This window comes from Pseudomonas sp. H1_D05, assembly GCF_054682705.1.
This window is the reverse complement of record NZ_CP162825.1, coordinates 3383138-3401928: the sequence shown is the minus strand read 5'-3', so window position 1 is coordinate 3401928 and position 18791 is coordinate 3383138. Positions and strand designations below refer to the sequence as shown.

21 protein-coding genes and 1 tRNA gene are annotated in these 18791 nt (G+C 58.0%); 12 read left to right on the top strand and 10 right to left on the bottom strand.

The window, feature by feature from the left end:
- Window positions 1-14: 14 nt before the first annotated feature.
- From atzF to AB4O11_RS15305, 10 genes are all read left to right on the top strand, one after another.
- Window positions 15-1787: an allophanate hydrolase gene (gene atzF / locus AB4O11_RS15350; RefSeq protein ID WP_460127379.1), complete on the top strand. Its 1773-nt coding sequence runs from the start codon at window positions 15-17 to the stop codon at window positions 1785-1787.
- 640 nt (window positions 1788-2427) lie between these two features.
- Complete coding sequence (locus tag AB4O11_RS15345) at window positions 2428-3915, top strand: sensor domain-containing diguanylate cyclase (RefSeq protein ID WP_460127377.1); 1488 nt, start codon at window positions 2428-2430, stop codon at window positions 3913-3915.
- Complete coding sequence (locus AB4O11_RS15340) at window positions 3908-4138, top strand: cysteine-rich CWC family protein (RefSeq protein ID WP_108225318.1); 231 nt, start codon at window positions 3908-3910, stop codon at window positions 4136-4138. The genes AB4O11_RS15345 and AB4O11_RS15340 overlap by 8 nt, the downstream gene beginning before the upstream one ends.
- Window positions 4139-4171: 33 nt before the next feature.
- Entirely contained in the window at window positions 4172-4864 is a 693-nt protein-coding gene (locus AB4O11_RS15335; RefSeq protein ID WP_460127375.1) for a pseudouridine synthase, read from the top strand.
- 316 nt (window positions 4865-5180) lie between these two features.
- Entirely contained in the window at window positions 5181-6065 is an 885-nt protein-coding gene (locus AB4O11_RS15330; RefSeq protein ID WP_077571505.1) for an alpha/beta fold hydrolase, read from the top strand.
- A gap of 158 nt (window positions 6066-6223) precedes the next feature.
- A tRNA-Gly gene (locus AB4O11_RS15325) sits at window positions 6224-6297 on the top strand.
- A gap of 226 nt (window positions 6298-6523) precedes the next feature.
- Window positions 6524-6685, top strand: a complete 162-nt coding sequence (locus AB4O11_RS15320; protein ID WP_320337446.1) for a type II toxin-antitoxin system HicA family toxin — start codon at window positions 6524-6526, stop codon at window positions 6683-6685.
- 36 nt (window positions 6686-6721) lie between these two features.
- A complete protein-coding gene (locus tag AB4O11_RS15315; RefSeq protein WP_460127373.1) occupies window positions 6722-7129 on the top strand; it encodes a type II toxin-antitoxin system HicB family antitoxin in 408 nt (135 codons plus the stop codon).
- A 143-nt stretch (window positions 7130-7272) separates the two neighbouring features.
- The gene (locus tag AB4O11_RS15310) at window positions 7273-7590 is read left to right on the top strand and encodes a helix-turn-helix domain-containing protein (protein ID WP_460127371.1); all 318 of its coding nucleotides are present in this window, start codon (window positions 7273-7275) and stop codon (window positions 7588-7590) included.
- Window positions 7583-8842, top strand: coding sequence for a type II toxin-antitoxin system HipA family toxin (locus AB4O11_RS15305; protein ID WP_460127369.1), 1260 nt, complete (start codon window positions 7583-7585; stop codon window positions 8840-8842). The genes AB4O11_RS15310 and AB4O11_RS15305 overlap by 8 nt, the downstream gene beginning before the upstream one ends.
- Window positions 8843-8918: 76 nt before the next feature.
- Here AB4O11_RS15305 and AB4O11_RS15300 read toward each other — a convergent pair whose 3' ends face one another.
- The gene (locus tag AB4O11_RS15300; protein ID WP_093438463.1) at window positions 8919-9281 is read right to left on the bottom strand and encodes a DUF6124 family protein; all 363 of its coding nucleotides are present in this window, start codon (window positions 9279-9281) and stop codon (window positions 8919-8921) included.
- 572 nt (window positions 9282-9853) lie between these two features.
- Between AB4O11_RS15300 and AB4O11_RS15295 the strand changes: the two genes are divergently transcribed.
- A complete protein-coding gene (locus AB4O11_RS15295) occupies window positions 9854-10591 on the top strand; it encodes a class I SAM-dependent methyltransferase (RefSeq protein ID WP_460127368.1) in 738 nt (245 codons plus the stop codon).
- Window positions 10592-10780: 189 nt separating this feature from the next.
- Here AB4O11_RS15295 and tam read toward each other — a convergent pair whose 3' ends face one another.
- A complete protein-coding gene (gene tam, locus AB4O11_RS15290) occupies window positions 10781-11551 on the bottom strand; it encodes a trans-aconitate 2-methyltransferase (protein WP_186623799.1) in 771 nt (256 codons plus the stop codon).
- Between the two features lie 165 nt (window positions 11552-11716).
- Here tam and AB4O11_RS15285 point away from each other — a divergent pair, with 165 nt between their 5' ends.
- Window positions 11717-12127 carry a low affinity iron permease family protein gene (locus tag AB4O11_RS15285; protein WP_460090097.1) on the top strand — a complete coding sequence of 137 codons (411 nt, stop codon included), beginning with the start codon at window positions 11717-11719 and terminating at the stop codon, window positions 12125-12127.
- Between the two features lie 82 nt (window positions 12128-12209).
- On the opposite strand, the gene AB4O11_RS15280 is transcribed toward AB4O11_RS15285, so the two are convergent.
- From AB4O11_RS15280 to AB4O11_RS15245, 8 genes are all read right to left on the bottom strand, one after another.
- Window positions 12210-12713, bottom strand: a complete 504-nt coding sequence (locus tag AB4O11_RS15280) for a DUF4142 domain-containing protein (protein ID WP_116254485.1) — start codon at window positions 12711-12713, stop codon at window positions 12210-12212.
- 76 nt (window positions 12714-12789) lie between these two features.
- Window positions 12790-12945, bottom strand: coding sequence for a KGG domain-containing protein (locus tag AB4O11_RS15275; protein WP_007911485.1), 156 nt, complete (start codon window positions 12943-12945; stop codon window positions 12790-12792).
- 116 nt (window positions 12946-13061) lie between these two features.
- Window positions 13062-14411 (bottom strand): sensor domain-containing protein, encoded by a 1350-nt coding sequence (locus tag AB4O11_RS15270; RefSeq protein ID WP_460127365.1) that lies wholly within the window; start codon window positions 14409-14411, stop codon window positions 13062-13064.
- A gap of 79 nt (window positions 14412-14490) precedes the next feature.
- On the bottom strand, window positions 14491-15129 hold the full coding sequence (locus tag AB4O11_RS15265; protein ID WP_460127363.1) for a LysE family translocator: 639 nt from the start codon (window positions 15127-15129) through the stop codon (window positions 14491-14493).
- Between the two features lie 59 nt (window positions 15130-15188).
- A complete protein-coding gene (gene fos / locus AB4O11_RS15260) occupies window positions 15189-15605 on the bottom strand; it encodes a fosfomycin resistance glutathione transferase (protein ID WP_099758231.1) in 417 nt (138 codons plus the stop codon).
- Between the two features lie 4 nt (window positions 15606-15609).
- Window positions 15610-16338, bottom strand: a complete 729-nt coding sequence (locus tag AB4O11_RS15255; protein ID WP_460127360.1) for a PA3715 family protein — start codon at window positions 16336-16338, stop codon at window positions 15610-15612.
- Between the two features lie 29 nt (window positions 16339-16367).
- Window positions 16368-17102: a PA3715 family protein gene (locus AB4O11_RS15250; RefSeq protein WP_460127359.1), complete on the bottom strand. Its 735-nt coding sequence runs from the start codon at window positions 17100-17102 to the stop codon at window positions 16368-16370.
- Window positions 17103-17469: 367 nt separating this feature from the next.
- A complete protein-coding gene (locus AB4O11_RS15245; protein ID WP_460127357.1) occupies window positions 17470-18747 on the bottom strand; it encodes an NHL repeat-containing protein in 1278 nt (425 codons plus the stop codon).
- Window positions 18748-18791 lie beyond the last annotated feature (44 nt).

Here is an 18791-nt window from a genome sequence, read left to right as displayed (position 1 = left end):
ATAAGGATCTACTCATGAATTTGCAACTCGATGTTCTGCGCCAGGCCTATCGCAATGGCGACACCACACCGCGTCAACTGCTGCTGAAACTACGGGAAAAAGCCGCCGCGCTGAACCCGGATTATCACCTGTTCATTCATCTGCTCAGCGCCGACGAACTGGAGCCGTATCTCGCCGCCCTCGACGGTCGTGACCTCGACAACTTGCCGCTGTACGGCGTGCCGTTTGCGATCAAAGACAACATTGATCTGGCGGGGATTGCGACCACCGCCGCGTGTCCGGACTTTGCTTATGTGCCGGAACGCTCGGCGACCATCGTCGAGCAGTTGATCGCCTTGGGCGCGATTCCACTGGGCAAGACCAATCTCGATCAATTTGCCACGGGCCTCAATGGCAGCCGCTCGCCTTATGGCGCATGCCCGAACAGTGTGCTGACGGAATATCCGTCCGGCGGTTCCAGCGCCGGTTCGTCGCTGGCGGTGGCATTGGGCGTGGCGAGTTTTGCCTTGGGCACCGACACCGCAGGCTCCGGTCGGGTGCCGGCGGCGCTGAACAATCTGGTCGGGTTGAAGGCGAGCAAAGGGCTGATCTCCACGTCCGGCGTGCTGCCGGCTTGCCGCACGCTGGATTGCGTGACCACGTTCACCGCCACAGCGCGTGAGGCCAGTCAGTTGCTGGCGCTGACCGCCAAACTAGATCCGCGCGACGAATACAGCCGCCGCAATCCATCGTGGAATGACGGCTCGGCGTTTGGTGCGCCACGGGCGTTTCGTTTCGGTGTGCCGCGCGCGCAGGACCTTGAGTTTTTCGGCTGCGTCGAAGGCCCGTTGTTGTTCGGCGATGCCATCGACCGGCTCAAGGCTTTGGGTGGCGAAGCGGTCGAACTGGACCTGTCGCCCTTCCTTGAAGCCGCGCGCCTGCTTTACGAAGGGCCGTGGGTTGCCGAGCGCTATAGCGTGGCGGGTGAGTTGATGGAGCAGAATCCCGAAGCGGTGTTACCGGTGATTCGAGCCGTGCTGGCGAAAGCCCCGGCGGTGAGCGGCGTGCAGACCTTCCGTGCGCAGTATCGGCTGCAAGCCCTGAAAGCACTATGCGATCAGGCCCTCGAAGGCCTCGACTGCGTGCTGAGCCCGACCATCGGCCGTGCGGTGACGCTGGCCGAACTGCACGCCGAACCGGTGCTGCGCAACTCCGAACTGGGTTACTACACCAACTTCATGAACCTGCTCGACTACGCCGCCGTCGCCGTGCCGAGCGCGTTCATGGCCAACGGTTTGCCGTGGGGCGTGACGCTGTTTGGCCGGGCGTTCACCGATCAATACCTGCTGAGCGTGGCCGATGCGCTGCAGCGTCAGCTGGATTCCGACCTGCCGACACCGGCGAACGTTGCACGTCATGATCGCGCACGCATTGTGGTGTGTGGCGCGCATCTGCAAGGGTTGGCGTTGAATTGGCAACTGACTCAGCGAGGTGGGCGCTTGTTGGAAACGACATTGAGTTCGCCGGACTATCAACTGTATGCGTTGGCCGGCGGCCCGCCATTGCGGCCGGGGATGGTGCGGGTCAAGGATGGCGGTGTGGCGATTGCGGTGGAAGTGTGGGAATTGCCGAGCAGTGAGTTGGGCTCGTTCCTGACCGGGATTCCGGCGCCGCTGGGACTGGGCAAAGTGCAACTGGCGGACGGACGTTGGGAGAGCGGGTTTATCTGCGAGCCGTATGGTCTGGAGGGTGCGCTGGACATCAGCCATTTGGGGGGATGGCGGGCGTATCTTGAGACTCGGGACTGATCCAGAAACCAGCCCTCACCCTAGCCCTCTCCCGGAGGGAGAGGGGACTGACCGAGGTGTTTGTCAGGTGGTTGTCATTCGGTGATACCGAGCCGAACACACTTTTTGAAATCACCACAATCTAGCTCCCTCTCCCTCCGGGAGAGGGATGGCGGGCGCATCTTGAAACTCGGAGCTGGTCCAGAAACCAACCCTCACCCTAGCCCTCTCCCGGAGGGAGAGGGGACTGACCGGGGTGTTTGTCAGGTGGTTGCCATTCGGTGATACCGAGCCGAACACACTTTTTGAAATCACCACAATCTAGCTCCCTCTCCCTCCGGGAGTGGGATGGCGGGCGCATCTTGAAACTTGGAACTGATCCAGAAACCAACCCTCACCCTAGCCCTCTCCCGGAGGGAGAGGGGACTGACCGAGGTGTTTGTCAGGTGGTTGCCATTCGGTGATACCGAGCCGAACACACTTTTTGAAATCACCACAATCTAGCTCCCTCTCCCTCCGGGAGAGGGCTGGGGTGAGGGAGCTATCCTCCTGACACACCCTCTACGTCATATCCCCCGCCATTTCAGGCATAAATCCCGCAGGCTTTTCCCGGCCATCCCACTAGAATGCATGCCATCGGGCCACTGCCAACGGAACCGCCATGCCGCTTCGTTCTCCCCTGTACTCGCAACGCTCACTGGTCCTGACGCTGATCGCCCTGCTCGGCGCCGGTTTCCTCGCCACGTCGTTGCTCAGCTACTACGCCTCCCGCGAGTCGATCCGCGACAACATCGTCAACACTGAACTGCCGCTGACGTCCGATACGGTGTACTCGGAAATCCAGAAAGACCTGGTCCGGCCGATCCTGATTTCCTCGATGATGTCCCGCGACACCTTCATGCGCGACTGGGTGGTCAATGGCGAGCAGAATCCCGAGCAGATGACCCGCTACCTCGACGAAGTCATGACCCATTACGGCGCCTACACCGCGTTCTTCGTCTCCAACGCCAGCCACACCTATTACCACGCCAAAGGCGTGCTCAAGCAGGTCAAGGTCGACGAACCGCGCGACGCCTGGTACTTCCGCGTGCGTGACATGAAGGATCCTTACGAAATCAACGTCGATCCGGATCTGGCCAACAAGGACAACCTGACCTTCTTCATCAACTACAAGGTTTACGACTACCACAACCGCTTCATCGGTGCGGCAGGCGTCGGTCTGACCGTGGACGCGGTGATCAAGCTGATCGACAAGTATCAACAGCGCTATCAACGCAGCGTGTATTTCGTCGACACCTTCGGTCGACTGGTATTGACCGGCGCCGAGGGCGGTCCGGAAGGTGCGCACATCGGCAAGAGTCTCGGCGAACTCGAGAGCATGAAGAGTCTGGTCAGCCAGTTGCCGAAGCCGCACAGCGGCAGCTACGAATATTCCGCCCACGGTCAGGGGCATTTTCTCAACGTGCGGTTTATTCCGGAGCTGAACTGGTATCTGTTTGTTGATAAACGTGAGGATGGCGCGCTGAGTGAAATCCGTCAGTCGCTGTACCTGAATCTGCTGATTTGCCTACTGGTGACGCTGATTGTGCTGGCGTTGCTCAGCCGCGTAATCAAACGCTACCAAAGCAAAATCCAGGCGCAGGCCATTCTCGACAGCCTCACCGAACTGCCCAACCGCCGTGGCTTCGATATTCTCGCCGCACAAGCGCTGCACGAAGCGCAACGCGAAACCAAACCGCTGACGGCGTTGCTGCTCGACCTCGATCATTTCAAGGTGTTGAACGACACCTACGGACACATGGCCGGCGATCAGGTATTGATCGGTTTTGCCCGCGACCTGCAAAGTTGCCTGCGCCATGCCGACATTGTCTGCCGCTGGGGCGGTGAGGAATTTATCGTTTTACTGAAGGACACCGACGGCGACACCGGTCAGAAAATTGCCGAGAAGATCCGCCAACACGTCGAACAACACGAATATGCCTACGACGGCCACCGCCTCAATCTGACGGTAAGCATCGGCGCCACCACCCTGCAACGCGATGACACCTTGCACAGCCTGCTGTCGCGGGCCGATCATGCGATGTACCGAGCCAAACAAACCGGCCGCAACCGCACCTGCGTGGAAATGCCTCACTCGACTTATGCCTGATTCTGACGTTAAACCTGACCATTGCCCGGCTTGCGGCGCCCGCAACGACTGCAGCCTGGCCGACCCGCGCACCGCCGACCGCGAATGCTGGTGCTATGGCGTGAGCATCGACCCGGCCGTGCTTGAAGCGCTGCCGCCAGAACTGCGCAACCAATCCTGCCTGTGCCCGCGTTGCGCGCAGGTCGAGGCGCAACTGCAAGCGGCCAGGCGGCCGATCCCGTAAGATGCGCGCCCCGCCACTCACTGAAACCTGAACATGCGCGTCGACCGTTTCCTCAGCAACCTGCCCCGCTACAACCGTCAGCAGGTTCGTCTGTTGCTGGTGGAAAAGCGCGTGCGAATTGACGGAAAAGTCGTCAGCGATCCGCACAGCGAAGTGCTGGAATTCAGCCGTGTCGAAGTCGATGACGAAGTGCTACAAGTCGGCAAAGCGGCGCGCTACTTCATGCTGCACAAGCCGCCGGGCTGCGTCAGCGCCACCCGCGATCCGCAACATCCGACGGTGCTCGACCTGATCGATGAACCGGACAAGGATGACCTGCACATCGCCGGACGCCTGGACTTCAATACCACCGGCCTGATGCTGATCACCAACGACGGCGCGTGGTCGCGCCGCCTGACCCAGCCGCAGACCAAACTGCCGAAGGTCTACTACGTCGAGACCGAGCAAGAGATTGGCGCGCAATATGCGAGCACTTTTGCCGAGGGGATCTATTTCGCCTTCGAGGACCTGACCACGCAGCCGGCGCAACTGGAGCTGCTCGGGCCACGGTCGGCGCGGTTGAGCATCGTCGAGGGGCGCTACCATCAGGTGAAGCGCATGTTTAGTTTCTTCAACAACAAAGTCCTGCGTCTGCACCGCGAATCGATGGGCCCGCTGCTGCTCGATAACGCGCTAAAACCGGGCGAGTACCGCGCTTTGCGCACCGAAGAGATCCATTTGTTCTAAGCCGGCGACCGCTCAGCAGAAGTTGTCGAACAATTTACCAACGGCACTTGCGCGATCCCGACTCCCCTGCTTGAATCAGGACGTCGGCCAGATTGTGACCGATGAGTCACAACAGACATCCAAGAAACTTTTTGCCGGTAGAGAGCCTTCAAGGCTCCGCCTCAGCCGGCAGACTGCCCGCCAATAACAATACCCGTCGACCGCAGTCATGGATCGACATGGGCCAAGCAAATTCCAGGCGTATGCCTACCTGTCACAAAGCTCGTGCAATCTCTATTTGCGCGCATACCCGCTTGCTTGCCAGGAGTCTTATGACATGAGGCCAGAAATCGCTGTGCTGGATATACAGGGTCAGTATCGGGTTTACACGGAGTTCTATCGCGCAGACGCCGCAGAAAAGACCATCATCCTGGTCAACGGCTCGATGGCCACGACTGCGTCGTTTGCACAGACTGTGAAAAACCTGCACCCGCAATTCAACGTGGTTTGCTACGACCAACCCTACGCGGGTCGGTCAAAAGCCCACAACCGCCATGAGAAACATCTGACGAAAGACGTCGAAGGGCAGATTCTGCTGGAGCTGATCGACCACTTCGCCGCCGAACACGTGCTGTCGTTCTCCTGGGGCGGCGCCGCGACCCTGGTCGCCCTCGCCCAGCAGCCACGGCGCATCGAACGGGCGGTGATCAGCTCGTTCTCGCCGGTGATCAACGCGCACATGCTTGATTACCTCGAACGCGGCGTCGACTACCTCGGCCAGCGCGACGGCGACCGCGTCGGCCATCTGGTCAACAACACCATCGGCAAACACCTGCCGTCACTGTTCAAACGCTTCAACTATCGCCACGTCAGCAGCCTGGCCGAGCACGAATACGGGCAGATGCACTTCCACATCAGCGACGTGCTGCACAGCGATCGGCAGTGCTACTTGAATGCGGCGAAAAAGATCAACGTGCCGGTGCTGTTTCTCAACGGCGAATGGGACGAATACACCGCAGCCGAAGACGCGCGCCTGTTTGGCAATCATGTGGCGCAGAGCACGTTCACCACGCTGCAAGCCACCGGGCACTTTCTCGATATGGAACACAAAGCGGCATGCCGCGATAGCCAGAACGCCCTGCTCGGCTTTCTGAAACCGGCACAGCAGACCAGCCGAACGCGTTACTCGTTTGTTCAGGATCAACATGCATTGGCTATTTGAAAGGGTGTCGTTGCGAGCGAGGCTGTGGGGCTGGGATTTTGCTTTTCTCACCGCAGCGCTCGCCCGCGATTGACCGTTTTCAGTGATTCAAAGCGTTCATGAGTAAAAGAAAAACTTCAAATCCGTGGCCGAGTCTGGTACAAAGTCAGCCGCTCTGAGCGGGTATAGTTTAATGGTAGAACAGTAGCTTCCCAAGCTTCCGACGAGGGTTCGATTCCCTCTACCCGCTCCACTCAATTTTTGTCTCACGTTGTGTTTTTTGACGGGAGATGCAGGAACAGAAAAAACCGGCCTTGATGGCCGGTTTTTTTGTGCCTGAAAAAAATCCGATGCTGCATTTCGAAACAATGCAAAAACCTGCAACACACTCTGAATCCTTGGGGATTCAAACCTCTGAACCGAATGACGGACAATGACCACTTGGTGGTTATAGTGTTGATCACAAAAGCCAAGTAGGTATAGGCCAGCTCGTCGCAGACGGTTGGTCTTTAGTGCGGGTCAGAGGCAGCCACCATCACTTCAAACAACCAGTCAAGCCTGGACAGGTCACTGTGCCGCATCCGAAGAAAAATCTGTTGAAGAAAACGGCCATCAGTATTTTGCAACAAGCGCTGCTCTGACTTGTTCAGGTCATCGGCACGAAGGAGGAAACGAATATGCTCTACCCGATTGCGATTTCAATAGGTGATGAGGAACACGCCTGGGGCGTGGAGGTGCCGGACATTCCGGGCTGCTTGTCGGCTGGCGATGATCTGGATGATGCCGTCGCCATGGCTCGCGAAGCCATCGAGGGGCATTTCGAAATTTTGGCTGAGGACGGTGCGCCGATCCCGGCTGCGAGCAAACTTGGCGTGAACGTCGCTAATCCGAAGTACGCAGGATGTGCATGGGCCGTGGTCGATATAGATGTCGTGAAGTATTTGGGTAAAGCCCAGAAACTCAACATCACTTTGCCGGGGCACTTGCTCAACCGCATTGATGAGTATGTGTTGCATCACCCGGAAGAGAAAAGACGCTCGGGCTTTCTGGCGTCGGCGGCTCTGAAAGTTATGCAGCAGGGTTGAACCTTGGCGCGTCAACCCGTGCTGGCCTATCCTACCCATTAGACCTAATTACATTTTCTTGTGAGTTAAATGATATTTTCAGGTTTAATCCACAGTATATTACGTACCGAGAATCAAAACTGAACGCCGACGGTACCCACGACATGCTGGATTTAAGCCTCACCACCGCAAGCGAGATCGTCAACCGGATTTGCCAACGCCTGCGCACAGAACGATTGGCTTTGGAGATGACACAGGCAGACGTGGCCGCTCGCGCGGGCATTGCAACGAATACGGTGTCAAACCTTGAAGCCGGTCGTAATGTGAGTTTCGACAACATGGTGCGAGTGGCGATGGTTCTCGGGCGCGAAAAGGAACTCGAAGGGTTGTTTCTGCCAAGGCTCGAAACTCTGGACGATATCATTCGCTACGAAAAAACGGCCAAGCGTCATCGCATCAAAAGGAAAGCCGACAATGCTTGAACAAGTGGACGTCTACTACGAGGGCTGGGGTGAACGTTGGCGGTGGGGCACACTTGCTTCGACGAAAGCCCTGACCGGTCGCCCGCAGGTTATGTTTGAGTACAGCGATGAGGCAAAAAACAGAGGGCTGGAACTCTCGTCCTTGAGGCTTCCATTACAGGGAGCCAGGTTAAACCGGGATTTCCCGTCACATCAGTTGGGACTGCCTGGGCCGGTTTATGACTCGCTGCCGGATGGCTGGGGCATGTTGCTGATGGACCGATTGTTCAAACGTCGAGGCCTCAACCCCGCGCGCATAGGCCCCTTGGAGCGGCTAGCCTACATTGGCAACAATGCCATGGGGGCCATGTCGTTTGAACCTGTTGCACCCGAGGCGCTGGAAACGCAAATGCATGTTCCCATCGAGTTGCTCGCGTCCGAAGTGCAGGAGGTACTCAACGGTAAAGGTGGAGAGCTTCTCCAGAAGCTGCTACTGGTCGGAGGCTCTCCACAAGGCGCCCGACCCAAAGCGCTGGTGTATCGAGATCCGCACACTGACGCCTTTACTACGGCTGCCACTCCCGGTTTCGAAGCCTGGTTGGTGAAGTTTCCGGCTCAGCAAGAACATCCCGAGGTGTGCGCCATCGAAATGGTCTATGCCGAATGTTTACGCTTGTGCGGTATCCAAACCCCTGACACTCGTTATTTCAGCCTGTCTGAAGGAATGGCCGCTTTTGCCACCAAACGCTTTGACCGACAAAACGACTTGCGGGTGCCCATGCAGAGTCTTGCAGCCTTTACCGGTGCGGACTTCAGATCCCCAGGGGCGCTGGACTACGTCAACTTCTTGCGTGCGACTCATAAGTGCAGCAATGACGTACGAGAGAAAGCCGTAGCGTTTGAGCGGGTCGTCTTCAATGTCGCATTCAATAACCGAGACGACCATCCGAAGAACTTTGCTTACATCATGTCGCCTGGCGGAGACTGGAAATTAGCGCCGGCCTATGACGTCACTTTCTGCGAGGGGCCGGGAGGCTATCACCAGATGGACGTGATGGGTGAAGCCTTGGAAATTGGAAGAGAACACCTGCTCAACCTTGCAGTGGAGGCTGAAGTAAACGCCGCTACGGCCGCCGACATCATTGACCGATTTTGCGAGGTAGCTAGCCGATTCTCAGCCATGGCTGAAAGTTTGTATCCAGGCGTGATCACCCAGGAAACCTTGCGCACCATTCAACAACGCATCGACCAAAACATCGGGCTACTTGCCTGAATTCGTGCTGCCAAGTAGCAGTCTTGAGAAACCGGCACTCATTGGCCGGTTTCTTTGACTTCCTGAAGCGAAAGGGTTAACCCGCCGGCACAACCTTATCCAGTGCCTGATTCACCGCCAATTCCCCCAACATGACGACCTGCGCGATGCCGAGTGCAGTCTTGCGGTGTGAGGTGTCGAGCAACGCGGCGAAGTTGTTGAGCATGGTGGTGGCCGAGCCGAGTGTTTCGCTGGCGTTGGCCAGCAAGGATTCGGTGTCGTAGGCAGGGTTGGCGAGGTACATCGGTTCGGGTTCGTGGGTGGAACCCATGATTCTGGCCGTGGGGCTGAGATAGTGGTCGAGGGCGCGTTCGGCGGCTTCGTGGAATTTCTTTGAGTTGGGTGATTCGTAGGGGGATGCCGGATCGGTTTCCGGCGGATTGGGCGTAACTTTGAACATTGGATTGAGACCTTTTCGTAAGGCCGCAACCGATCTCGCTACTAAACGGATGGGTGGCAGCTGTGCGCAAGTTAGTAGACCGGACCCCAATCCAAATCCGGCGCACCCGAGGGCGCCATGCGCACAGCCACCATCAGGTGCAGGCATTCGCCTGACTGAGTGGTACTCATGCAGCTATTTAGATTGAGGATGCCGGGCTACTAAACCCGATCACTGGAAATCAGTGACGCGAACCAAGTTACCGACTGCCCCAAAGGCGCACAAGCCGGCGGATTCTGGCGTAGCGGTAGGCAACGGCGCAAGGATTTGTAGGCTTCAGGACGTAACACTGCACGCCTTTAAACACTTCGCTCGGAAGACGTTTACGCGGCGATAAAATATAGCGATTTCCCCGACATTACAGATCCATAACACTCCACCGGTTTCCACCTCCCACCCGACCAACTAGCATTTCCTCATCACCCACCACCCTCCCCCTGCGCGGCCATCGACGAATACGCGCCATCACTTTCGAGGGATTCCAATCGCGGCCAATTTGCCGCTGACGATCGAACTCAAAAGAGCCATTCACCATGACGCAAAACATTTACGACGATCCCGAATTCTTTCAAGGCTACAGCCAGATGAACCGTTCCATCGGCGGCCTCGACGCGGCGCCGGAGTGGCCAGCGCTCAAGGCGCTGTTGCCATCCATGCACGGCTTGAACGTGGTGGATCTGGGCTGCGGTTATGGCTGGTTCAGTCGTTGGGCCATTGAGAATGGCGCGGCCAGTGTCTTGGGGCTGGATGTCTCGGAGAAGATGCTGGAGCGCGCGCGTGCGACCCCGACGGCGGCGAATATTCGCTATGAGCGCGCCGACCTGGAACAGCTCGACCTGCCCGCTTGCAGTTTCGATCTGGCTTACAGCTCGTTGGCACTGCATTACATCAAGGATCTGCCGGGGCTGTTTGCGCGCCTGTACACAGCGCTGAAACCGGGTTCGCACTTTGTGTTTTCCATTGAGCATCCAATCTTTATGGCGCCGCGTAATCCGGGTTGGCTGGTGGATAGTGAAGGCAACAAGCGTTGGCCGCTGGACAGCTATCAGTTGGAGGGTGAGCGGGTTACGAACTGGTTGGCCGAGGGAGTGATCAAGCAGCATCGTACGGTCGGGACATTGCTCAATTCGCTGATCGACGCAGGGTTCACGATTCGACATGTCAATGAATGGGGGCCGAGCGATGCTGAAGTGGCGGCGCAACCGGCGCTGGCAGAAGAGCGGGAGCGGCCGATGATGATGTTGGTGGCGGTGCAGAAGCCCTCACCCTAACCCTCTCCCAGAGGGAGAGGGGACTGACCGAGTTGTTCTCTAGGGTTACGCCGACCTGAAATATCGAGCCGAACTCCGGTTTCGAATACAACACCGGTCGGCTCCCTCTCCCTCGGGAGAGGGCTGGGGTGAGGGGCCCGTCCGAAAACGCACCCGAAATCTCCAGCCGAACAACACGTCCAGCTCATTTCAGCGCGTCGCGACGATAAACAATCGTGGAAATGGCAACAACACCGAGCCATCCGCCAATGCCGGATAAGCCTTCTCAACCTCCGCCAGATACTGCTCCAGGTACTGCGCCTTTTCCGCCTCGGTCAGCGGACTCAAAAACGGAATCAACCCGCTGCCCTTGAACCACTCCACCACCCCCGCCGCCCCGCCAGACAGCTGATGGTGATAGGTGGTGCGCCACACATCGACCCGCGCACAGTGTGGCCGCAGCATCGAGAAATAATCGCTGGCACTCGCCATGTCGGTACGCTGCCCCGCAGCGCCTGAAAGCTTGCTCGCCCATGGACCATTCGCGGCGACTTCACGCATCAAGCGATGGGATGGTTCATTAAGATTGTCCGGCATCTGGATCGCCAGGCTGCCACCTGCGGACAACTTGCTGGCCAACGCCGGCAGCAACGTCGCGTGATCCGGCACCCACTGCAACACGGCGTTGGCGAAGATCACATCGAACGGCCCGGCATCGGCCCACTGATCAATCTCGGCGACATCAAAGCGCAAATCCGGCAAGCGCTTGCGAGCCGCGTCGATCATGTCTGCCGAGCTGTCCAGCCCGCTGACCTTCGCCCCGTGAAAACGCTGTACCAGCAATTCCGTGGAGTTGCCGGGACCGCAACCGATATCGACCACTGTTCGCGCTTCAGCCGCGGGTATCGCCGCCAGCAGATCGCGGGCCGGGCGGGTGCGTTCATCTTCGAAAGCGACGTATTGCTTGGCGGACCAACTCATTGCGTTCTCCTGTCGGGGGCATTCCAGCGGTTGGTCACGATACCGCTATCTGGCGCGTCTGCCTGCCCTACCAACGTCCAGTGACGTGGGCGGATTTGTAATTAGAATTTTCCACCAGCCGCAGATGTCTGAATTTCAAGACTCGTCCCAATAAGGAAAACGGCCATGAAATTCGCAAAGATTTCCCAGAAGCTCGCTTTGTGGGCGGGCAGTCCAAAGACCTTTATGGGAGCATTGATCCTGATCGGAGTGTGGGGGTTGTGCGGGCCGATCTTTGATTACAACGACACCTGGCAACTGATCATCAACACCTCAACCACCATCATCACCTTCCTGATGGTGTTCCTGATTCAGAACACGCAGAACCGCGACACCGACATTCTTCATTTGAAAATCGATGAATTGCTGTTGGTGACCAAAGAAGCGCAGAACGCGATGCTCGGGCTGGAGGCGCTGGATTTGAAGCAGTTGGAGGCGTTGCGCAGACACTACCGCTCGCTGGGCGAGAGTGAGGTATTCAATCTTGAGGGATTGGGCGAGAAGAGTAAGTCGAAGCAGGATTTAAATGAGTGTTGAGGATTGAAAGCAAAAGATCGCAGCCTTCGGCAGCTCCTACAGGGATTGAGTAGGAGCTACCGAAGGCTGCGATCTTTTGCAGTTAGCGACTGGCCTGTAACTGGCGGGCCATCTCCAGATGGCTTTGCAGTTTAGGCAGTGTCTCATCGGCGAAGGCTTTGATCTCCGGCACGTCGGTGGTCTGCGCTTCCTGCTGAATCTGCTCGATGGCCTCCTCGGTGGCTTTGACCTGACTGGCGGCATAGGCCTGATCGAAGGAGGCGCCGTCGGTCACTGGCGGCATCAGTTCTTTGGCCTTGTCGGCCAGTTCTTCACGAGGCGCGACCGGCAGATCAAGCTTCTTGGCGATTTTCGCCAGATGCTGGTTGGCCGTTGTGCGGTCGTTGATGACGACGATGGTGTAGTCCTTGACCTCTTTCGATTCGGCCTTGCTGTGGGCCAGACGACTGGCCTCGATGTCGGCCATGCCTTTGGCCGAGGCATCGTTGATGAAATCGGCGGGCGACTGGGCAAAAGCACTGCTGGCAAACAGACCCAACAGCGATGCAAAACTCATAATGCGTACACGGGTGGCCATCCGGCTCATGGTCGCGCCCTCCTTCCTAGCGAAATTCAAGCGGGAGCTTACGCCCCCGCCTCTCAATCAAAACTACCTTCACCGACTACTTCGATTTCTGAGCGGGCTTGCGGCCCATGTCTGGTTTTGGCTCTTTGTCGACAGTCGTTGTGGTGGTTTTCCCACCTTTGCGACCTGCTTCAGAGGCCTTCGTTCGATCGTTGGCGAAGTTTCCCGAGTTCGAGTTTCTTGAATTAGGCATGATTCTCTACCTCTTGGTAATGATCGTGGCGAGCAGGTGCCCGCCTAGATTGAGAATTTTCTGACCGGCAAAGGTTTAGAAAAATTGCAGTCGCTGCGACGAACGGCGCCGCTTTTTCAGCCATTGAGCGCGTGATGATTCAAGCGTTTGGCGGCGTACATCGCCTGATCGGCATGGCGGAACAACTGCTGTTCCTCCCTGCCGTGCTCTGGATAGCGGGCGACCCCGATGCTGGGTTCGATGTGCAGGTTGTGGCCATCGAGGCGCATTGGTTGTACCAGTACCTGTCGGATTTTTTCCGCCACGCCGTCAGCATCTTCCGAAACCTGCACGCTGTGCAGCAGCACGACAAATTCATCGCCGCCAATTCTGGCCACGGTGTCGGTTTCCCGCACGCAGCCTTTTAGGCGGTTGGCCACGGTTTGCAGGAGCATGTCGCCGACCGCGTGACCGAAGGTGTCGTTGACCTGTTTGAAGCGATCCAGGTCGACATATAACAAGGCCATATGCCCGGATTGCTCGCGAGCGCCGGCCAACGCGGCTTTCAGGCGATCACGCAGCAATTCACGGTTGGGCAGTTGCGTCAGTTGATCGTATTGGGCCATGCGTCGCAGGCGAGCGTGCAGTTGCTGGCGCTCGATGGCGGTGGCGACTTGGGCGCAGACGTATTGCAACAGTTCCTTGTCTTGCTCGGTGTAGCGCTCGCCGCCGGGCAGGCTTTTGACGATCAAGGCGCCGATGGTGCCGTTTTTCGAATTCAACGGCACGCCGAGCCAGCACGGCGCGTGCTGCCCGGCCACCAGTTCGGCGAAATCGGCTGGGGAATCCGGGCTGTCCGGGGTCAGAAGAATCGGCTGGCCGCTACGGATAACTTCCGTGCACAGCCGCCCGGTGACGGTGCCCGGTTGCTCGGGCTGCAATTCGTCATCGTCGACGTGATAGGGGAAATTCAGTTGTGCGCAGTGCTCGTCGTACAGCGCCACGGAAAAATTCATCGCCGGCAGCCATTCGCCGATGATCAGATGAATACGCTTGAACAGCGCCAGCAGATCCTCAGCCGCATGGGCCGCTTCGGATATCGCATAGAGCGCAGCCTGGCGCGATTCGGCCTGCTTGCGCTCGGTGATGTCGCGCGCCACGGCGATGCGCAGTTGATCGACTTCCGACCAGCGCGCTGACCAGAGGATATGCACGACGCTGCCATCCTTGCGCAAGTAACGGTTTTCGAAGTTGAGCTTGGGTTCGCCGCCCATGATTTCGTTGGCGGCCGCGAGAGTGCGCTGACGATCCGCCGGGTGCACCAGCTCGATCATTTGCCGGCCGATCAACTCTTCGGGTGAATAACCGAAAACACGCTCGCAGGCGGCACTGACAAAAACGAAGCGACCCTGCTTGTCGACCGCGCAAACGGCGTCCAGCAACAGGTCGATAAAACTCGCCAACGGCGCGGAATTTCGGCTTTCCATGGTTCAGCGTGGGTGTCCGGGTAATGCAGCACTGATCAACCATCCCTGACCTCGTGATTGCGCCTCCCTGCACTCACTTTCAAGCCTTGTTCGGCATCAGCCCCGGCAGCGCATGCATCAGCGCGTTGATGGCGAAACCGATAAACATCACGCCGCACAGCCGGGTGATCAACAGTTCGTGGCGCTGATACAGCGTGCGTACCCGCTGCGCGCCGACCACGCCGATGAGAATAGCGTAGGCCAGCAAGCCACCGAGGAAACTCAGCGCAATCAGCGCCGGCAGCATCGACCAGTTGAGCAGTTCGGCACGGCTCGACAGCAGCGCGGTGAACGTTGCGACCGCCACCGGATAGGCCTTGGGATTGGTCAAACCAAACAGAATGCCGTGCCAGAACGGATTGCGCGCCGCGCCCTGCGGCTCGTCACCGTTGCGACGCTGGGCGCGCACCGCGCGCCAGCCGAGCCAGAACAGGTACACACCGCTGAGCACACCGAGCACATCAAACGCGGTGCTGCCGATCTCGCGGGCGCCGACAATCGCGATCAGCGCGGTGCTGCACCAGACCACATCGCCGAGCAGATGCCCGCAAAGAAACCCCGCCCCGGCCCGCCGCCCGTGGGCTGCACCGATGCCGAACACCGCTAGCACACCCGGCCCTGGCGTAATGCCGTAAATGAAACCCGAGGCCAGCACGGCCATTAGCAACGATGAAGTCATGGAAAACCTGCAGCGCCAGAACACGTGGCCGCCAGTCTATAACAGACAAATGTGTCTGATCATGACTCGTCGTAAAAACGCATGCCGGCGTACGGTTTTTGCCGACACGCCGACAGCCGTGAAGCGAGATCGCCGACATGGGCTTCGAGCTTGTGGCCATCGGGATCGAGAAAGTAGAACGACGCACCTTCGCTGCGGTTATCTCGCCATTCACGCACGTTCGCCGCTTTTAGCTTTGCTACGAACGTTGAGAAATCGGCTGCATTGAGGCTGAAAGCGTAATGGGTGTAATCGGCGCACGGTTGACTCGAACGCAGCGGATCAAGCGACAGGCACAACCACAGTCCCGGCAGCGACAGGTAGGCACCGGCATCCCACGTGGCTTCGACGCGCAACTGCAGCAGATCACGGTAGAAGGCGAGGCTGCGATTCAAATCGCTGACCGCGAGGGTCAGGTGGTTGAGGCCGGTGAGCATCGGGTCAGTAGCCTCTGAGGTCTTCGGGGACGATGTATTGCTGGCCGTCGTAGGTCAGGGTGACGCGAGTTTTCTTCATCTCGATCGTTTTCGAGATGCAGTCTTTGCCCGACAGGAAGGATTTGTAAACTGAACCACTTGAGCTGACGACCAGATCGGCGAAACCATGGTGGCTCGTCGGGCCGAGATCGATAGTTCTGCGGATTTGCGTGTCCTCGGTTCCACACTCATCCGTTCCTTCGCCGAACTCCTTGCGAATCACCAAGCCTTCCAGCACAGGGCGCAATTTGTTGCCTTCGCGCACATACAACGCCAGATCGGTTTTTGCGTAAGGATTGGCTCTGGAGCCGTGACTGGCGAATTTTGAACGCAAACCGAATGCACGGACATCAGCAGCCAATCGGTAACGGGCCGTATCGATTGTCAGATCGTCGAAACTAATGGCATCGGAATTGTAGGCCCCGGGTTTGGCATACGTGGCGAGACTCTTGCCGCTTGTCGAACTGACGAGCGACAGTTCCAGATCGAACACCCCCATCTCATCGTCGCCCGAATCCGAGAGAAATGAAGATTTCGCCGCAATCGACTGGTCGTTGAACGCCGGCCACGCTTTGCAGCGCGAAAGGGAATGGCCGTCGAACTTCTTCACTTCGCAAGCGGCCTGGGCTTGGGCGGCCATCGTTAAAAGGCCCATTGCGATGAAAGCGCCCAGCAGTGTGTTACGCGAAATCATTGTTCTTCCTTGAGTAGAAAAAATCTGTCTTAGAGGCCTTTGAAATCTTCAGGCATTACGTAGTTTTTGCCGTCATAGCGAAGTGTCGTCAAGACCGGTTTTTGCGTGACGGTATTGGATACACACGCCTCGCCCTCGCCCTCGCCAACGGTCGAGCTACGGATCGTTTTGATCATCAGATCTGCAAAGCCATGGCTGCTGGTCTTGGCCAACGCCACGGTTCGCGTAGTCTCGTAGCGCTCCCCCGCACAATTGCCATCCCACTCCCCGCCATATTCATAAACCACCAGCCGATCCATTACCGGACGCAACGCGTTGCCGTCTTTCACATAAAGCGACAACCAGGTTTCATCCAGAGGATTCACGCGCGAAGAACCTTTAAACCGGACCCGCACACCAAAGGCCTGCAATTGCGGCGCGAGCTTATAGCGGGCGGTATCGAATTTCAGTTCGTCCAGCGCGATGGCATCCACAGAGAATGCGGATGGCTGATAAAAGCTCGCTAACGGCTGCGAGTCTGCGCTCGCCACCAAGGCCAAACGCAGATCGTAAAGCCCTATAGTCTCTGACTCGCCATACACCGGATCGGGCGAGAAATTGGCGGCGGCGGTAAGCGTCAGTCCGGGATACGCCGGCCAGTCCTTACAGACGGAAAAATCCATCTCATGCGCCTTTGGCGCCGGCGTGCAATCGGCCAATGCCTGCCCCGCCAGCAACCACCCGCACAATGCCGCACATCCGATCCAGCCAGACTTCATTGTCACTTCCCGCTCCTTGATTACTTTTTCAGCCGCGCACTATCCCCTGCTGTATCGGCCCTTTCAACCGAATCATCAGTAGACCAAAGCGCATTTCCCGTTTCGTAGCGAGAAGCAGTTGACGGCGTCGCGGGTGGCGGGGCGATGTTGGTGATCGCGGGGGTGGTGTTGATTCGGATGCTTGAGAGGAACGGACTGGCTGTTAGCTGATGTCATGAATCCATGATTTTTCTGCGTCTGGAAGTCAGTCTTCGCGAGCAAGCTCGCTCCCACAGGGGAATGCATTTCAACTGGAAAATGCGATCAACTGTGGGAGCGAGCTTGCTCGCGAAGAGGCCATTCCCTTCAGCGAAGGCTTGTCAGCCCCTCCCCGTCAGTCCGCTACCGTCAACAATCGCACCAGATGAGCGGCTTCATTTCTCTGCCCCAGCACCAGCACTGATGACTCCTGCAGACAGGCATCCTGCGCAACCCATTCGATACCGGCGGCGCCATCGACATCAAATGCAGGATCCACGGCGCCATCGACCAAAAAGCCTCCGGTGAGTAACCGTCGTTCGCCATCCGAGGTCTGCCCGACCGTGACGATTCGCGGACCGGGGAAGTCATCCAGCGCGAATCCTGCGCTCCAGCTTTTCAGATCCAGTGGCTGCGCGGCAACGGTAAGGACTGGCGTCCCGCGATTGAACGCTGAATCAGGCCTACCGTCGCGAGTGATCCCGCTGATGAAGCCATGCTGACGCTTTTCCCCGGCAGACGACTCGACGGCTGATCCGATCAACAACAGGCGCTGTGCCGATTGCCCAACGATGCGATTCACCGAGCTTTCGAGCGGTGCGCCGGCATTGTGCAGATTCAGCAGCAGCGTGCCTTTCTCGCCGAACGACTCAGCATCCTGCCCGGAACGCTCGTAAGCCATGACCAAACCCTGGTTGGTCACTTCAGTCTTGCCATGGACCAGAATCTGCCCATCGTCCAACTGCGTAACCCCGTGCAACGTGATCGCCACACCGGAAAGCGTCAGGTGAATCCAGCCTTTGCCTGCAAACTCCGGGTCATCCTTGCCATCCAGAAAAAAACGCGTCAATAACCCGCTGCCCCCTTGAGAGGTGACGAAAAGCAATCTGTCCGGCAGCGCTTTCGCTGGAGTGGAGTGCGCCAATATCAAGCGGCCGCCCGTGGCATTGTTCAGCACGGGAATACGCATCGGCACGACTCGGTAGCCTGTCTGTCCATCACCAAATTCGGGATCGAGCGTACCGTCCGGTTTGAATCGAGCGATGATTTGCTCAAGCTTGCCTGCTGCATCTGCAAGCACTGCGCACAACCAGAATACGCCGCTCTCACCGACGAGCAGATTCCCGCCTTGTGACAATCGCCCCCTGACAAACTGACCGCGAAGGTACCCGCCCTCGCCGAAGCTGGTATCGAGATGACCATCCGCGAGCAATCGCGTCAGGCCGTAATGCGAGGCTCCCGATGCATCGATGACGGTCGTACTGACCATGATGTGTCCCGAAGGCAGCACTGCGACACTTTTCCCGATGGTTTTGCGCGCGGCTGGAAACCGCAGTGTTTGCAGGCCCGAATGGGCAAAGGTCTGATCCAGCTCACCGGCTGATCGTGCTTTACGTGCTTTGGCTTTCGGCATGTTCGTGTGCTCCTCAAGGCGATCGGAGTCGACCCCGCTGTCAG

What these genes read in the sequence shown, in the direction of transcription:
- AB4O11_RS15280 (WP_116254485.1), bottom strand. Translation starts at nt 12,713, where the DNA reads ATGAGCCGGATGGCCACCCGTGTACGCATTATGAGTTTTGCATCGCTG.
- AB4O11_RS15295 (WP_460127368.1), top strand. Translation starts at nt 9,854, where the DNA reads ATGACGCAAAACATTTACGACGATCCCGAATTCTTTCAAGGCTACAGC.
- AB4O11_RS15315 (WP_460127373.1), top strand. Translation starts at nt 6,722, where the DNA reads ATGCTCTACCCGATTGCGATTTCAATAGGTGATGAGGAACACGCCTGG.
- AB4O11_RS15310 (WP_460127371.1), top strand. Translation starts at nt 7,273, where the DNA reads ATGCTGGATTTAAGCCTCACCACCGCAAGCGAGATCGTCAACCGGATT.
- AB4O11_RS15305 (WP_460127369.1), top strand. Translation starts at nt 7,583, where the DNA reads ATGCTTGAACAAGTGGACGTCTACTACGAGGGCTGGGGTGAACGTTGG.
- AB4O11_RS15340 (WP_108225318.1), top strand. Translation starts at nt 3,908, where the DNA reads ATGCCTGATTCTGACGTTAAACCTGACCATTGCCCGGCTTGCGGCGCC.
- AB4O11_RS15285 (WP_460090097.1), top strand. Translation starts at nt 11,717, where the DNA reads ATGAAATTCGCAAAGATTTCCCAGAAGCTCGCTTTGTGGGCGGGCAGT.
- atzF (WP_460127379.1), top strand. Translation starts at nt 15, where the DNA reads ATGAATTTGCAACTCGATGTTCTGCGCCAGGCCTATCGCAATGGCGAC.
- AB4O11_RS15300 (WP_093438463.1), bottom strand. Translation starts at nt 9,281, where the DNA reads ATGTTCAAAGTTACGCCCAATCCGCCGGAAACCGATCCGGCATCCCCC.
- AB4O11_RS15255 (WP_460127360.1), bottom strand. Translation starts at nt 16,338, where the DNA reads ATGATTTCGCGTAACACACTGCTGGGCGCTTTCATCGCAATGGGCCTT.
- AB4O11_RS15345 (WP_460127377.1), top strand. Translation starts at nt 2,428, where the DNA reads ATGCCGCTTCGTTCTCCCCTGTACTCGCAACGCTCACTGGTCCTGACG.
- AB4O11_RS15245 (WP_460127357.1), bottom strand. Translation starts at nt 18,747, where the DNA reads ATGCCGAAAGCCAAAGCACGTAAAGCACGATCAGCCGGTGAGCTGGAT.
- fos (WP_099758231.1), bottom strand. Translation starts at nt 15,605, where the DNA reads ATGCTCACCGGCCTCAACCACCTGACCCTCGCGGTCAGCGATTTGAAT.
- AB4O11_RS15275 (WP_007911485.1), bottom strand. Translation starts at nt 12,945, where the DNA reads ATGCCTAATTCAAGAAACTCGAACTCGGGAAACTTCGCCAACGATCGA.
- AB4O11_RS15265 (WP_460127363.1), bottom strand. Translation starts at nt 15,129, where the DNA reads ATGACTTCATCGTTGCTAATGGCCGTGCTGGCCTCGGGTTTCATTTAC.
- AB4O11_RS15335 (WP_460127375.1), top strand. Translation starts at nt 4,172, where the DNA reads ATGCGCGTCGACCGTTTCCTCAGCAACCTGCCCCGCTACAACCGTCAG.
- tam (WP_186623799.1), bottom strand. Translation starts at nt 11,551, where the DNA reads ATGAGTTGGTCCGCCAAGCAATACGTCGCTTTCGAAGATGAACGCACC.
- AB4O11_RS15330 (WP_077571505.1), top strand. Translation starts at nt 5,181, where the DNA reads ATGAGGCCAGAAATCGCTGTGCTGGATATACAGGGTCAGTATCGGGTT.
- AB4O11_RS15270 (WP_460127365.1), bottom strand. Translation starts at nt 14,411, where the DNA reads ATGGAAAGCCGAAATTCCGCGCCGTTGGCGAGTTTTATCGACCTGTTG.